The 14432-nt window shown below is 47.0% G+C and carries 14 protein-coding genes; 1 reads left to right on the top strand and 13 read right to left on the bottom strand.

The genetic code is table 11. The annotated features are described in order from the left end of the window. Positions 1 to 30: 30 nt before the first annotated feature. The 10 genes from AC5OW4_RS02520 to rpmH all read right to left on the bottom strand — a co-directional run bounded on the left by AC5OW4_RS02520 (position 31) and on the right by rpmH (position 8783). Positions 31 to 228, bottom strand: coding sequence for a hypothetical protein (locus AC5OW4_RS02520; protein ID WP_072685194.1), 198 nt, complete (start codon positions 226 to 228; stop codon positions 31 to 33). 373 nt (positions 229 to 601) lie between these two features. Next, positions 602 to 1855: a lipid II:glycine glycyltransferase FemX gene (locus AC5OW4_RS02515; RefSeq protein ID WP_493676601.1), complete on the bottom strand. Its 1254-nt coding sequence runs from the start codon at positions 1853 to 1855 to the stop codon at positions 602 to 604. Then, the gene (locus tag AC5OW4_RS02510) at positions 1849 to 3069 is read right to left on the bottom strand and encodes a peptidoglycan bridge formation glycyltransferase FemA/FemB family protein (RefSeq protein WP_195548325.1); all 1221 of its coding nucleotides are present in this window, start codon (positions 3067 to 3069) and stop codon (positions 1849 to 1851) included. Before AC5OW4_RS02510 ends, AC5OW4_RS02515 begins: the two co-directional genes overlap by 7 nt. A gap of 229 nt (positions 3070 to 3298) precedes the next feature. After that, complete coding sequence (locus tag AC5OW4_RS02505; RefSeq protein WP_195548324.1) at positions 3299 to 3880, bottom strand: hypothetical protein; 582 nt, start codon at positions 3878 to 3880, stop codon at positions 3299 to 3301. A 67-nt stretch (positions 3881 to 3947) separates the two neighbouring features. Continuing rightward, positions 3948 to 6224 carry a M56 family metallopeptidase gene (locus AC5OW4_RS02500; RefSeq protein WP_195395484.1) on the bottom strand — a complete coding sequence of 759 codons (2277 nt, stop codon included), beginning with the start codon at positions 6222 to 6224 and terminating at the stop codon, positions 3948 to 3950. Further along, positions 6217 to 6597 carry a BlaI/MecI/CopY family transcriptional regulator gene (locus AC5OW4_RS02495; protein WP_072685190.1) on the bottom strand — a complete coding sequence of 127 codons (381 nt, stop codon included), beginning with the start codon at positions 6595 to 6597 and terminating at the stop codon, positions 6217 to 6219. The genes AC5OW4_RS02500 and AC5OW4_RS02495 overlap by 8 nt, the downstream gene beginning before the upstream one ends. 141 nt (positions 6598 to 6738) lie before the next feature. Continuing rightward, on the bottom strand, positions 6739 to 7365 hold the full coding sequence (locus AC5OW4_RS02490; RefSeq protein ID WP_072685189.1) for a Jag family protein: 627 nt from the start codon (positions 7363 to 7365) through the stop codon (positions 6739 to 6741). A gap of 15 nt (positions 7366 to 7380) precedes the next feature. Continuing rightward, entirely contained in the window at positions 7381 to 8250 is an 870-nt protein-coding gene (gene yidC, locus AC5OW4_RS02485) for a membrane protein insertase YidC (protein ID WP_072685188.1), read from the bottom strand. 22 nt (positions 8251 to 8272) lie between these two features. Then, positions 8273 to 8611: a ribonuclease P protein component gene (gene rnpA, locus AC5OW4_RS02480; protein ID WP_072685187.1), complete on the bottom strand. Its 339-nt coding sequence runs from the start codon at positions 8609 to 8611 to the stop codon at positions 8273 to 8275. Positions 8612 to 8648: 37 nt separating this feature from the next. Then, positions 8649 to 8783 carry a 50S ribosomal protein L34 gene (gene rpmH, locus AC5OW4_RS02475; protein ID WP_072685186.1) on the bottom strand — a complete coding sequence of 45 codons (135 nt, stop codon included), beginning with the start codon at positions 8781 to 8783 and terminating at the stop codon, positions 8649 to 8651. 518 nt (positions 8784 to 9301) lie between these two features. On the opposite strand from rpmH, the gene AC5OW4_RS02470 reads away from it, so the two are divergent. After that, positions 9302 to 11218 (top strand): GGDEF domain-containing protein, encoded by a 1917-nt coding sequence (locus AC5OW4_RS02470; protein WP_195395485.1) that lies wholly within the window; start codon positions 9302 to 9304, stop codon positions 11216 to 11218. Positions 11219 to 11596: 378 nt separating this feature from the next. Here the strand turns inward: AC5OW4_RS02470 and AC5OW4_RS02465 are convergent, their stop codons facing one another. The 3 genes from AC5OW4_RS02465 to AC5OW4_RS02455 form a co-directional block, all read right to left on the bottom strand. After that, the gene (locus AC5OW4_RS02465) at positions 11597 to 12391 is read right to left on the bottom strand and encodes an HAD family hydrolase (RefSeq protein WP_072685184.1); all 795 of its coding nucleotides are present in this window, start codon (positions 12389 to 12391) and stop codon (positions 11597 to 11599) included. Positions 12392 to 12463: 72 nt separating this feature from the next. Beyond that, the gene (locus AC5OW4_RS02460) at positions 12464 to 13231 is read right to left on the bottom strand and encodes a M15 family metallopeptidase (RefSeq protein ID WP_083538604.1); all 768 of its coding nucleotides are present in this window, start codon (positions 13229 to 13231) and stop codon (positions 12464 to 12466) included. Beyond that, a complete protein-coding gene (locus AC5OW4_RS02455; RefSeq protein ID WP_072685183.1) occupies positions 13225 to 14058 on the bottom strand; it encodes an HAD family hydrolase in 834 nt (277 codons plus the stop codon). Before AC5OW4_RS02455 ends, AC5OW4_RS02460 begins: the two co-directional genes overlap by 7 nt. Positions 14059 to 14432: the final 374 nt, after the last annotated feature.

Below are 14432 nucleotides of genomic sequence, written 5' to 3'. Positions count from 1 at the left end.
TCTTCGCCTTGTTTTTTCGTGTGAAAAATCTCATTCGCATTCTTTTGTGCTTGCACGTTGGGAAGCTTTCCGATTTTCTCCCTGCTGCAGGCGAAGCTGAGCTTCCGCAAACTGACGATCCCACAGAGCGATCAACAGAGCTTCCTCGGGCGACAACCGCGTTCGCCACGCATCATCCAGATCCATAATAAATAATTTTTCCAGTTCTTTTCTGCGGCCTTCATCCATTCTTTTTTCCTCCTGTCACATAATGTAGTCTTTTTGTGACAGCTGTTTTATAATGAATTTAACCTTCAAATAAGCCTTTATATAAAGGCTTATCCTTACAATTTAGGATGAAGCAAAATGCCTACTTTTTTTGTCAAAAATCGTTGTTGAAACGAAATTTCTGATGGACTTGTTTTAAATCCTGATAAGTTGATTATTTCCCCTTTTAAACAATTCCTAAAAAATCCATCTCTCTGTTTTTTGCCCGCAGACCTGCCAGGAAGGTGGATTTTTATGTTCCTTTATGATTTTTTTATTTTATCGGGAAGTCGTTTGTTTGATACTGCGCTTTCTCCCGCTTCTCGTCCTTGGAAGTCAACTCATGCTTTCGATCTCAACGGTAAAGTACCCGGGCCAGACCTCGCCGCAGTCTTCTGTGCCGGCGCTGCCGCTTTAAAATTCTCTGATACGCCTGCGGATCTTGGATATAGTCGAACTCACCGAGGAACTCAATGAATTCTCCGCCGAAGCTTTTCTTGAAATCATGAATACCGTAGTACGGATCCTTTGGATTCAGCGCGCCGGATACGCCTTCAAAATCATAGGTCTTCGCTCCCCTTTTCCAGCAATCCTCGATCACCGCGCTGTGCAGCGCAAAAGCGGCGCGGAAGTTCGGCAGAATTTTCTTTGTATACATATTGACGTTATAGACATGCTCGCCTTGTTGAATGATGAGTTTAGCGCCCAGTTTGATTTCACCCAGTCCCTGATAATCCCGCATCAGTTCCGCAATCTCCTGATCCAGCGCCGCAATCTGTTTCTGATTTTCAGCGAGGCGTTGAGCATTGATCAACTTTCCCTGCTGACAAATAAGCTGTTCGCGCAGAAGTTTCAGATGACTCAAAGCCTGATCGACATTTGCGCTGACAACATACAAACGGGCCTGATCAGGGAAACATTCCATCAGCTGCCGGAAATCCTTTTCTTTTTTGGGCAGAAAATGCAGCTTATGCGCCAGCTCCCGTTCCGCTTCGACTAAGATCGACAGATCTCGCTCATCACTTAATTTTACTGAAACCGCGCGCTGAATATTTTTCTTCTGATAGGCGGTGTAATGCTTTATCTGTTTCCGGATCGTTTCCAGCGGCTGATCAAGATTCAGACAATAGGTAAACCGCGACATCCGGTTGCCGCTGTAACCATAGGTATACCCCAGATGATGATAACCGCAGGCTTCCATCTGCGCCGTCACAAATTCATTGTTAAATCCCTCCGGTTTAATCCGGCCATCTTTTTCATGCTCGATCCGCGGAATATTCAGCTCCATCCGCAAATACGCCGCACCGCGCCGCTTGGCCAATTCCGTTAAAGCGCTGGCAAAGAATTGCAAGGTTTCTGAGTTCGTATAATCCAGATTGAATCCATAACAGAGATAACCATACTCCTTCCTGCCGCATTTCTCCCATTGGATTAAGGCTGTCGCCACAATTTCATCCTTTTCATTGCGGGCGGAGACCCGCTGAACCTCAATCCCCTTTCGGCGACAAAGTTCGCCATAAAAATGGGTTTTCGTATAGTGCGGAATTTTCCCGCTGGCCGCGAAGGCGTCGAAGGGCTGGGACTGTTCATGTTCGATCAGTCTTAACATGTCTTCACCCTCCATCGCCGCACCGCTTTGATCAAGGCGATACCCCGATCCAGCGTCCAGGCAAGAACCGGCATGACCGGCAGATCAAATTCGCCGATCATCTCTTCAATCTGAATTGGAAAATTTCCTTTAAAGACGCTGAGTCCATCGTCCAGCGTCCCTTCCACACCGCCCAGATTGCAGCGCTGAATGCCCATCTTCCGCGCCTTTTCAAACAATCGCCAGTGTGCGGAATACGGCGCGCGATAGGAGAGAAATTCACTGTGGGTGCCCGCGTACAGGACTTCCATCTGATCATCCTGAATCAAAGCCAATAATCCGCACAGCGTCACAACGGAAGAACCTTCGCTGATTTTTTTCTCCAGAAATTCCTGTTCCCGGTTCAGATTGATGATCTGTTCTTTTTCTGCTTTGTTTAAGTCTTCCGGTTTTCCTTGAAGCTCAGACAACTGATTTATGATTCTGTCCAGCCGTTGCTTCAAATCCAGCCGGGCAGTGATCAGTACGGCACGTTCGCCATACAGGGCTGTCAACCGTTTAAAGTAAGCCGCATTGCGCAGATGGATTTTTTTCCGCTGTTCAGTTTGTTTCATCACTTCCGCAAAATGTTCCAGCTCGCTTTCGCCTTCATGGATCGTCACACCGCATTTTTCAGCATGCCGGATACTTCGCCGGGTCTTGGCGCTTAGCGCTGCCCAATCCATTTGTTCCCGCAGCATCACCGCCTGAAAGCGCGGCTGCGTGGCTTCACGCAGGTACAGCGTATATCCTTTATGGCGGCATTTCATTTCCGTCAGCTGCCGGATAACGGGAGCCTGACGATGCTCTCCGTGTTCCTGATTGCGTTGAACATAGGGGTATGTCCGGTCGATCAGATTCGGATCGAAGCGAATCGTGACCGCATTGCTGCGGCGCGCCAGCTTCTTCAGCTTTGCGAAGAAGAAACGAATTAACGGTTCATCCTGATAATTGACGATCGGACCACGGGGAATATAAAACAAACTCAGCCCCAGCGGCAGCGGACGAATCAAAATCATCGCATAAGCCCGAATTGTTCCGCCGCGGCGGACGACGACTTGTTTCATCGACCAGTTTTCCTTGACCTGGCTCCAGCGGGCATGTTGAAGTAAATTGTTCTGCGGATGGCCTTCCAGAAAATCTTCGATTTCCTGAGGTTTGGGATGTTCATCAAAAACATATTCGTCTGCGATCATAGCGATTCTCTCCTTCTATCCCTGAACCTCGATCTGTTTCTAAAATGATCGAATAAGCAGAGAGTCTACAAATGTAGTTCCAATATAAGTCTACATTTGTAGTTTTGTTTTGTCAAATTCTACTTGTGTTTTTCTTCAAGATTTCGCAACATTTCCTTTTTTCCTGGAATTTCAGGTTTCAAAAAAAGAACAGTCGCCCATTCTTTTTTGTCGTTTTTAATTTGTCTGTTCAGGATTCTTTATCAAAAGACCAGTGAAAATAGTTAACTGGTTCAATGCCTTCGCGCCATTCGCCCTCGGGATAGCCTTGTAATTCCCGATACCGTTTTAAATTTTCCTCCGTCAGCAGCGAATCCATAATGATGTTTTGAGATACGGTATAGCCGTTAATCGTACCCATCGGATTTTCTCCAGCCTCCCGGGCAATGGAATACGATTCAAAGAGACCCCTGCAGGTTTCGTCATTTCCTGTGCATCCCTCTGCTCTGAACTCCAGCTCAATTTGTAACGTAGTTTGATCCTCGCTCATCTGAAAGCTGGATTTCAGCTCGGAAGGCAGCGGGTCGGTCATTTCAAACGTGACATCTCCATCAAATGCGCTGACGATCAACTTTCCTTCCTGTTTCTTCGCAGTTACGCCTTCCGCCAACACAATCGTTTCCGAAGAAGGTGTCGGCACTGTCTCTGCCGAGGCTTCCGGCGTTCTTTCTGCAGGGAGTGCCGCCGGCGAATTTTCGGCAGGTTCTTTTATTTCCTGCGCCGCACAGCTTGCCAATACGAAACAGGCCAAAATTAGTGCAAACTTTTTCATTCGATGTCTTCCTTTCTTCTGTCAAATATCAAAAAAACCAGATCAAAAACATATAAACTTTATTTAGCTATCGAATTTTTTCAAAAGTCAGATGATTCAATAAAGGCATGGATTTCTCGTCGGATGGCCAGAAACCAACTGATTTCAGATAATCCGTTCCTTCACTCGTCAGATTTAAACCCAAATCCGAAGTGATGCAAAGAATTTCCGTATCACTGAATCGCATGACCTCCGTTGCGATCAAAGCGCCGTCGCCAAAGTAACCGCCGTCAACCGGGGGTTCGTCAAATAAACCGAAAACATAATAGCCATCATATGAACCATGTGTATAATCTGAACTCATCCAGTCTTCGATCGGCCATTCATAATACTGGAAGCCCACTTCGTTTGACAGCTTATCATAAATCATAAACACATCGGCCGGCACTTCCTGATCAATGGTAATCCGCAGGTTCATTTGCGGTATATTGTAAATATAGTTCGATTCTGCTTTCACAGGTTCAATAATTGAAGCCCATGGAAAATTATTTCGGATCCTCTCTTTTTTCAGTTTGGCTTCGTCTTCTGTGCTTTCAAAGTGAGATCCTGTTTCACCAAGATTACTCAAAAGTTCACGGATATCTTCTGTGTAATCATGATCCAGCTGAACCAGCCAGTCGTTGATCAACGCCAGGTCTCCTTTCAGGAAACAGATATGGATTACTTCCGGGAAAGGATAGCTTGTATATTGATCTCCAGGATGAATGACGAAGGTTAATAACCAGTCATTTTTGAATTCAGGATTTTGATTTGTCCACGTATTCTTTCCCAATTCCACATATTCTCCATGAAGATCAGAAAACACATCAAAATAAGTATATTGATGCGGCTGAATCCATTGCCAGTTGACTTCCTTTTCAGGCTGGAGTCTGGAATTTATATCAGCTACTGTGATTTTTGCGATTTCTCCCTCCACTGGATTGATCGTTAATTCTCCCGTCTTGATTTCCGGCTGTTCATAACCGATCAAAGCATAGAAATCATAAAGTGCGTAAGGATCGTCAGTATAACTGATCTTTCCCTGTTGATCCTTGAGATAAAGCCATTGGGGATTGGTCCAAGCCAAATAGTCTTTCCCGTTAAAATGGATTTTCAAATCATAATAATAAGGTTCGCTGATAGGCGCTCGCTGGCGCTCAATCACCTTCTGCATCGTTTCCAGAACAGCCGGATCTTCGCTTTGAACCATCAGTTCCGCGTTGTCTTCATTGCGGCTGATCCGCAGCAACTGTTCTTCCTGCTGGCCTGGCTGAGCCTGAACGCCGCAGGCAATCAACATGGAACCCATGCCAGCACATAACAGGATCAACGTTAAGATCAGCGTCCCTTTCTTTTTCCTTGAGGAATCAAATAGGGCCTGAATTCTTTTTTTCAGCGGTTTTCCTGATGAAAAGCGGGTGGAGAATGCCGTCATCGGAAGACGGGTCTGACGGATGACATCGACGATCATCCGGCCATAGACTGCTCTGACTTCTTTCGGCTGGTCTTTTAACAGGCGCTGATCGCACGCCATCTCGATATCATTTTCCGCCTGATTGTTCATCAGCCAGACGAGCGGATTAAACCAGTGGATCGTCTGCGCTGCGCTGAGCAGCACTTTCTTCCACAAATCCTTTTGTTTTAAATGAATTAATTCATGCATCAGAATCAGATCCAGATTTTCATGGTCCAACAATTCCGGCGCCAAAACGATTGACGGATTGAAAAAACCGATTGCCATCGGCGTCGGTGCTGACCGGCTGACCATCAGCGGCGGTATTTTCCTGATTTGCATTTTCCGGCACAGCTGGCGCAGCAGACGGCCTTGCGGACTTTGCCTGGAAATTCGCCGGCCGCGGGCCATCAACAGTTTTTTTACCTGATGATAGTCAAGAATTAAGCGAAGGAGGGAAAATCCCATGCCAAGGATCCAGATTCCCGTCAGAATCTGCACGGCAGAAAGGGAAAACCCGGACGCGGGTGAAAGACTTTCTTCATTGTTTTTTTCAGGATTATCCGCAGGCGCATTCTGCGGAATCTGAGGGACGGCGTTCTCCTCGGTCATCTCCGGAAGCAAAGTTTCGGTAAAAACAGAAGCAACGGGATGCGGCTGCACCATGGTCTGCGGAATGGGAATCGTAACCGCTGCGGAAGGCAAGGATATATTCCATGGCAGAATCAGCCGCAAAGCGATTGCCAGCCAGGCGAACACTGCCGCTGAAGCCCGGTAGCGTTTATGCAAAGCTTTGGAAAAAATAAACAGAAGCAGAATGAGCACAGACATGGAAAGAGAAATTTCAATGACCTGTCCGAACAAATCAACCATGCTTTTTTTCTTCTTTCCGAATGATTTCTTCCAGTTCCTCCAGATCTGCTTCTGATAGATTTTCATTTTTAACCAGCGTCATAAATAAACTGCGCACCGACTTACGGTGAAACCGCTCAAAGAATCGAACTGTTTCCTGATCGCGATATTCTTCTTCGCTGATCAACGGAACATAGGTTTTCAACCGTCCCTGCTTGGCGACGTGTACAAACCCTTTCTCTTCCAGACGCGCCAACAGCGCCTGAATCGTCGACATCGTCCAGTCCCGTTCAATGTGTCTGGCAATTTCCGATGTTTTTGCCGGAATCTCGCATTGCCAGATCGCCGTCATCACTTCCAGCTCCGTGTCCGGCAGCCTTTTCTCTCCGCCCATGATTATCACCTCTACATTTATCAATATAATCATAACGATTTCCTTTACAAATGTCAATGTGTTCTCTCGCTTCAACCCGTGAACACAAAAAAAGCTGTAACGCTTGGTTTTTTCCTTTTGCGTTACAGCTCTTTCTTCAATTTATTTCTTTCCCGCAGTCTTTGTGCGGTCATACATGATTTTCAGATGACGCCGGCTGCCTTCGCCTTCGCTCTCCGTCTTGATGTATGGCCAGTCCGACAAATACTGATGGATGACTTTCCGTTCATCATTCGGCATCGGATCCAGTGAAGCATCCACTTTCGTGCGCTGCACCGTTTTCGCAATTCGTCCGGCAATCGACTTCACCTTTTCATACCGTTCTTCTTTGTAATGATTGATATCAATCATGACTGAGAAACGCTTGCGGAACGCTGAATTGACAGCTCCGCGCACCACGGTATTCAACGCCTGCAGCGTCTGGCCGTTCTTGCCGATGATCACCGCGTTGTTTTCCGCGTTCAGCATGATCCGATAACCGCCGTCTTCCTCAAAGATCTCAATTTCGACATCCTGATTCAGACCGGTGAAAAACTCGCCGATATAATTGAAGAGAAACTCTTTGACATCACAGGAAGCATAAACCTCAGCGGTGACTGAAGCTCCGATTCCCAGGAATCCTTGTTTTTCTTCGGTAACGAAATAAGTCAGTTCCTCGACGGACACGCCTTTTTCTTTCGCTGCGGAATTCAGTACGTCATTTAATGTTTTTCCTGTGTATTTCTTCATAAAGTCCCTTCTTTTCTATTTCTTATCGATATAGATAAACTGAACGAACAAGGTCTTAAAGATCATAACCAGCGAAGAAACAGCCCAGTAAATCGTCATGGCTGCCGGCCAGTTAACGGAGATGACAAGGATGAAGACCATCATGTAGATCATCATATTGCCGCCTGGCTGCTTGGTCTTTTCATACTTTTTATGATGTGCGGCGGCTTCCTTCTTCGCTTTCTGCGTCGCTAAGAACTGCGGCAGCATCATCGAACCGATCTGGCAGATCGCCATGATGACAAACAATACCAGATACAGCCACTGTCCCGACATAATGCCATGCAGCGGCGTTTCTTTCAGACTTAAGCCCCACATCGTGCCGTTAACGACGGATTCAGCACGCTGAACCGACATGTAAACCGCCATGATGATCGGCAGCTGAATGAAAGAGGAAATAATTGCGCCGAACGGATTGATGCCGTTTTCCTTGTATAAGCGCTGCATTTCCTGAGCCTGCGCCATCTGGGAACGCTCGTCGGTCTTGCCTTCGTACTTTTTCGTGATCCGGTTCATTTCCGGCTGGATGACCTGCATCTTCTGAGTCATGACCGTCGACTTGATCGTGAAGATCAGCGTGATCAGATGAACCAGCAGGGTGACGATGGAAACGGACAGCGCGACTCCGACATACGGCGTCAGGAAGTTAATTAACTTCGATAACGGGAAGACGAAGAATGCGTTGAACCAGTTTTCATTGGCCATCATATACTTAAACGTCGTCTCTGATGTGATTTGAATAACTTCTTTTGTTTCCGGATCTACTGGTGATGTGCATCCGCTTGCCAAAAACAGCAGCGCGACGAAGACCAACAGCAGAAGCAACTGTTTTTTACGATTTCTCATTGAACTCTCCTTAACTGAATAATCATGCGTACTTCTTTATTTTAACTTTTTTAATAAGGCTTTCCAAGTCTTTTTTGTTGTCTGCATAACTTTGTTCCAGAAACTTTTTCCTGACGATTAAAATTCCGTCAAAATTTTCATCAAAATCATAAATTTCCTGAAACATCATCCGCACCTGACGCTTGGTTTTGTTTCTGACCACGGCATTGCCCAATTTCTTGCCGACAGAAATTCCGATCCGGCTGTGCTCCTCTTTGCGTGCTTTGACATACAGTACGAAAGAAGGGCAGCTGACAAATTTCCGATGCTCAATAATCGTTTGAAATTCGCCGGCTTTTTTGATCCGATATTTTTTCTTCATCTTGATTTATTAAAAAAGCCACCTGTGGGTGACTATTTTATGCCGACAAGATCTTTCTGCCTTTAGCACGACGGCGGGCTAAAACTTTACGTCCTCCGACCGTTTTCATGCGGGCTCTGAAACCGTGGACTTTTTGGTGTTTTCTTTTGCTCGGTTGATAAGTTCTTTTCATATTAAAGAGCCACCTCCAGTTCTTTTTATACAATAATGAGCAATTGCTGGTACATTATACAATAGTTTTTCTGTAAAAGTCAACTAAACTCCGCCGACTTCCCCCTCTGATTTCTCCTTTTTTGATAAAATGAAAGAAGTTTTTTTTATTTTCACTCAGATCAAGGCAATTTCGGCCGCTTCCTCAGCATCTCTTTTACTGAATTTCTCGGCGCTTCTGGCGCACCTTTTTAAGCCCTGTTCTTGATTCTCCCGATTGAAAGCTATACAATAAAGATACTCTTTATTCCTGAATTCAATTTATCATTTTACCAGTTTATCCCAGGGATAATTCCGCAATTACAAACCAGAAAAACAAAACCTGAAAATCAATAACGCTGATTTCCGGAAGAAATATAAACCGGAATTCTTTTTCCGTTTTTCTTCTTCTTTGTTTCATTAAAACGTCGGTAATATTTGCTTTTCACGTGCACAAGGTCAGAAGACGACTTTTTCTCCTTAGAAAACGGGTGAAGATCCATGAAACACAAAACGAATTTCTCTCAAAAAAAGACGGTTTTCCGTACAAGCTGGTTTTTGATCGCCGGCAGTCTGATCGTGTCGCTTTTGGTGATTGCCGGTCTGCTTCAGATCAATCAAAAGCGCAATGAAGAGGTTTTTCAGAAACTGATCAGTGAAATCCTGAGCGTTTCTCATCAGCAGCAGGAATTAGAAGCGATCAATGCCATTGAAGATACCCAGCGCAGTCTGGAAGCCATCGCGGCAATTTACCAGACGTCCGACACCGATCCCAACAGCCCCTGGACGCAATCCTATCTGACTGCCATTGAAAACTTCAATACGGTTCGGGATATTCAATATGTTTCCGCTCAGACGCTGCAATCCATGGTCAATACGCCGGTGCCGGGAACTGATCCGCAGGGGATCCAAAACTTGCTGGACGGCCATCCTTACGTTTCGGATCTGTTCCGCCAAAAACAATACGGGACGGACGCCCTGATCAGCGTTTCTGTCCCGGTGATCCAGAAAGGTCAGGTGATCGGCGCCTTCCACAGCATTCTTAACGCCAATCTGTTCGTCAGTGTTCCCAATGCCAGAAATGAAGAATATGCCCAGAATTTTCTGATCCGCCGCGACGGCGAAATTATTCTTGAGCCGTTTGGATGGCCGGAAATTCCTTATCAGCTTCAGTCGGAACTGGAGAACATCGGCGTTTCTGAAGATGCGATCGCCCATGTGGAAGCGGCGCTGAACCGGGGCGAAAGCGATATGCTGCTGGTCAAAGGCACGAAAAACCGCGCGTTGTATCTCACGATTTCCGCTTTGGGCTATAACGACTGGCTGCTGCTGACGATCGCTTATCCTTACGAATTTAAGGGATATTCCAAGCTGATCAGCCAAAACGCCGCGGTTTTAACTGCTTCGCTGATTCTCTTTCTGATTTTGCTCGCTGGAATGATCATCACTATTTTTATCTGGCAGCGGAAGAAAATTTTGCACAATCAGGCGCGCTACGATCTGCTCGCACAATTCTCGGATACCATTTTATTTGAATATTCCTGTAAAACACAGCGGCTGACATTTACGCCCAACATTGCGGAACGATTTAACGTGCCGGCTGATCTGATTCTTTACCCCATGGATTATCCGGGGGCCATGCCTTTGATCCATCCGGATGACCAGACCACTTTGATCACCATGCTGAAAACAGCGTCCCAGGCCGCCGTTGATACCTTATACCGCATCGACGTTCGTTTCCAGACCCGTGCCGGGAATTACCGCTGGGTTTCCTGCCAGGGACAAACGCTGCGCGAGCGCGGCGGGCGGCCGTTATCCATTATCGGAAAGATCGCCGACATTCAGGATCAGAAATCCAAGGAGGAACGATTGATCGAAAAATCTTCCACTGACGCGATGACCGGCGCCTTGAACCGGGAAGCAACCAAAGCGCAGATCACCGAACATCTGAATGAAGAGGAAACCGGCTTTTTGTTCTTACTGGACATTGATAATTTTAAAGAGATTAACGATACGCGGGGTCACCGGATCGGCGATCAGATCCTGATTGACCTCGTAGAGCTGCTTAAATCCGAATTTCGCCAGAACGACGTGATCGGAAGACTGGGCGGGGATGAATTCATGGTTTTCATGGGACAAACCCGCGATCCGATGATTGCGGTTCAGAAAGCTTCGCATATTCTTAAACGGCTCGCTGCGGAAAAAGCCGGAACTTTTTCCGTCAGCATCGGCATTGCCTACGCGCCCATCGACGGCACGACTTATGATCAGCTGTATGACGCCGCAGATATAGCAATGTATCAGGCAAAACGGCAGGGGAAAAACAGTTTTTACCTGCGGACCTCGCCTGTGGATTCTAAAACGGCAAAGGATCTGGACCGCCCGGTTCATCGGGAAGATCCTCCGGCGCAACACTAGCGTCCTGATCAGACAGTCACTGCGGCAGGATGGGCACCGATCTTTTTTCAGACATCCTTTTGATCATAAATTTCCGGCCCCGCTTTTCAGCGATTATCCAAACTTGCAAGCACTGCGGCCGGTTTTTTTATTGATTTGATAGACGAAAATCATTTTATAATCGTTTGTCTATCCTGTTTTTCCCTGCATGCAGTCGTTGTGACCGCCCAGAATAAAACAGGATTTGCGGATTAAAACAGCGCTGAAATCACGCGTTCAAATCGAAAGCTCCTACAGAAAACTTATTTTTCCAGAAACCTTCTTCAATTTCATGCGTTTTTCAGAATAAAACCTTCCGACATCTTGCAAGCCGGAAGGTTTCTGCTTTTTTATATCAATTCAGCCGATCAAGCCGTATTCTTTCAGTGCTTTCGCAATGCCATCCTGATCGATCGGGGCCGTGACCTTTTCAACGACAGGCTGCAGGGAAGGCGTACCGTTACCCATTAAAACGCTGTGCGGCACATGTTTGAGCATGGGCAGATCGTTCGTGCTGTCGCCGAAGACGTAGCAGTCCTGCAGATCAACATTGTATTTTTCCCGCACGACGTCAATCGCCGTTGCTTTGCTGCAAGCCTGAGGGACAATCTCCGCGAATCCGTCGAAACGGTCGATAAACGCAAATTCTTTCTGCTTCAAAAAATGTTTGAAGTCTTCCAGATCGCTGCGCTGATCATAAGCGATGCAGAACTTTACGAATTCGGAGCGGTGGTCAATCCAGGGAACAATGTTGTTGAAGCCTTCGCTGTGCAGAATCTCCATCGACTTCACAAAACCGTTCTCCACATGTCCCAGGCTGACGTAACAGGTCGGCGTATTTTCACCGAATACGTCGATCCGGCACGCGTCGGCTTTTTCCTTGATCTGCTGGCAGACGGTTTGTGGAATCTGATGACGGTAGAGGGGTTTTCCCTGAACCAGAATTTCCGTACCGCAGCCGCAGCAGTAGCCGTCAAAATTCAAAGCTTTGATCCTCGCTGAAACGTGGGAATAGGGCCGGCCGGTGTTGATAAATACAACGCTGCCGTTGCGCCGGGCCGTGTGCAGGGCTTCAATCGTACTTTGCGGAATCTGGTGCGTCTGTTCATCCACCAGCGTACCGTCAATATCAAAAAAGAGACATTTTTTCTTCATCGCTGCTCCTTCATCTTCTTCATTGGCTCAAAAACAGCCCCATTATAGAAGATGAATTAGAAATTGAAAAGCCTAATCCAGTAAATTGTAATATTCTTCTACGGTTAAACCGCTTTCATAGATTTTCTGCGCTTCTTCCGTGCCGAAATAGCGGTAATGCCACGGTTCGAAGATATAACCGGTGATTTCTTCCTTGCCTTCCGGATAGCGCAGGATGAAGCCGTATTTCCAGGCGTTTTCTTTCAGCCAGACGCCTTCGTCGGTATCCTTGAAACAGCCTTTGAGATAACAGCTGCCGTTCGTTCCGGATAAATCGGCGGCCAGTCCGGTCTGGTGCTCGCTCTGGCCTGGTTTGGCGGAATAGCGGCTGGCTTCTTCCTCGCCGTCGCGGGCGACATAGTTGTTATACAGATTTTTCTGATAATCATAAGAACGGTAGCCGCTGCCGATCATTAAAGAAATGCCGTCTTCTTTTGCGGCGTCAAACATGATTTTCATCGCGTCCGCCGCCTCCTGACGCAGCGTGACGGAGGACTTGGCCAGCGGCACATCTGGTTTCACAAGGTCGGCCGGTTCATAATCTTTGCCTAAGGGACGCTGCTTGTTGACGATCAGCGTAATGCTTTCAAGACTGGTCAGATCTGGAACTTCCATAAGAATATCTCCTTCCCCATCCTCCTTGCCCGACGCCGGAGTCTCCTCCGGTGCATCAGTTGGCTGCGGCGAGGTCGTTTCGGCAGGGGCAGAATGATCCTCGGCCGGCGTCTTTGCCTTTTTTCCACAACCGCCGATCGTCATGACCAGCATCAGGGCAATCAGTATTTTCGTTATTTTCAACACTTGCTCATCTCCTGTTCTTCGCGGTTTTTCTCCTGAATCCGGCGCAGCGCCGCGGCAACGTCGGGCACAATATATTTAGCCCGCGCCAGGATTTCCGGATTGCTTTTTTCCATCGCGTAGCTTTCTTCAATCAATTCAAACATTTCCAGATCATTGATAGAATCCCCTAAAACGGCGATCTCATACAGCGGCACATGGTCGAGCGCGGCGATCTTCTGAATTCCGCTGGCCTTGTTGACGCCGGGTTTCATCATCGAGTATCCATCATGGCGGGTCATGACCGGATCATAGCCCAATCGCGCAGCCTGTCTGGCCAGCAGCGCTAACGTTTCCGGCTGATGGCAAAGAATCACCAGCGAAACAAAGGTTATTTCAGGTTTGCGATGGCTCAGCTCCGCAAGTGTCCACGGCAGGATTTCCCGATGGTCCGGCACATTGTCCGGATCGGAAAATTCGTCGATGTATTCCGGTTTCCGATCCGCAAAGCAATAATCATTCTGATTCGTGATGCACAACAGTTCCGCCGGCTGATTTTCCAACAAAGCATGGACATGCCGCGCTTCTTCCAGCGTAAATACACTTTCGTAAATCAGCTTCTGGCGCGATGTGACGTAAGCGCCGGAATAGGCGACCGTATCAAAGCTGAACTGCCGGCCATAAGTCCGCGGAACAAAGTCGGCGGGACGCCCCGTCGCCAGCGCGAAATGCACGCCGGAGTTCACCGTCTTGTTGATTTCCCGGAGGTTTTCCACCGAAATCGTGTATTCCCCCTGCTCGTTATCCTGAACCAGCGTTCCGTCCACGTCGCAAAAGATCAAACGTATCATTTTTTAATCCTCACTTTATCGTATTGTAATTATACCATCGCGGCAATGGTAAGCAAATCCCAAGATATCCACAGGAAAAACCGCAGCTTCTGTCCAACCCGCGGATTTTCGGGGTTTTCCCGCGGTTGGATAATTCTTTATCCACGCCTTCTCCGCATTCCACATTCAATAGTTATCCACAGTTGTGGATAATGGTGGATTATGTCAAAAAGACTTTTATAAAAGGCTATTTTGATATGGATAAACTATTGATAACTTTATGTTCCACCGGTTTTATCCCCATTTTCCCCAAAAAAGTTATCCATGTCCACTTTTCCCCACTTTCTCCACAATGGAAAAGATGTGGATTACAGTGGATAACCCGGCATAAACAA

The sequence above is a fragment of the Holdemania sp. genome (genome assembly GCF_986127675.1).
Note: the sequence above shows the minus strand (reverse complement) of the source record. Positions and strands in the feature narration are given on the sequence as shown.

Bases quoted from the DNA above. Each gene is read 5' to 3' on its own strand.
- AC5OW4_RS02500 (WP_195395484.1), bottom strand. From the start codon at position 6,224: ATGGTTGATTTGTTCGGACAGGTCATTGAAATTTCTCTTTCCATGTCT.
- AC5OW4_RS02495 (WP_072685190.1), bottom strand. From the start codon at position 6,597: ATGGGCGGAGAGAAAAGGCTGCCGGACACGGAGCTGGAAGTGATGACG.
- AC5OW4_RS02455 (WP_072685183.1), bottom strand. From the start codon at position 14,058: ATGATACGTTTGATCTTTTGCGACGTGGACGGAACGCTGGTTCAGGAT.
- yidC (WP_072685188.1), bottom strand. From the start codon at position 8,250: ATGAGAAATCGTAAAAAACAGTTGCTTCTGCTGTTGGTCTTCGTCGCG.
- AC5OW4_RS02515 (WP_493676601.1), bottom strand. From the start codon at position 1,855: ATGTTAAGACTGATCGAACATGAACAGTCCCAGCCCTTCGACGCCTTC.
- AC5OW4_RS02470 (WP_195395485.1), top strand. From the start codon at position 9,302: ATGAAACACAAAACGAATTTCTCTCAAAAAAAGACGGTTTTCCGTACA.
- rpmH (WP_072685186.1), bottom strand. From the start codon at position 8,783: ATGAAAAGAACTTATCAACCGAGCAAAAGAAAACACCAAAAAGTCCAC.
- AC5OW4_RS02520 (WP_072685194.1), bottom strand. From the start codon at position 228: ATGGATGAAGGCCGCAGAAAAGAACTGGAAAAATTATTTATTATGGAT.
- AC5OW4_RS02490 (WP_072685189.1), bottom strand. From the start codon at position 7,365: ATGAAGAAATACACAGGAAAAACATTAAATGACGTACTGAATTCCGCA.
- rnpA (WP_072685187.1), bottom strand. From the start codon at position 8,611: ATGAAGAAAAAATATCGGATCAAAAAAGCCGGCGAATTTCAAACGATT.
- AC5OW4_RS02510 (WP_195548325.1), bottom strand. From the start codon at position 3,069: ATGATCGCAGACGAATATGTTTTTGATGAACATCCCAAACCTCAGGAA.
- AC5OW4_RS02505 (WP_195548324.1), bottom strand. From the start codon at position 3,880: ATGAAAAAGTTTGCACTAATTTTGGCCTGTTTCGTATTGGCAAGCTGT.
- AC5OW4_RS02465 (WP_072685184.1), bottom strand. From the start codon at position 12,391: ATGAAGAAAAAATGTCTCTTTTTTGATATTGACGGTACGCTGGTGGAT.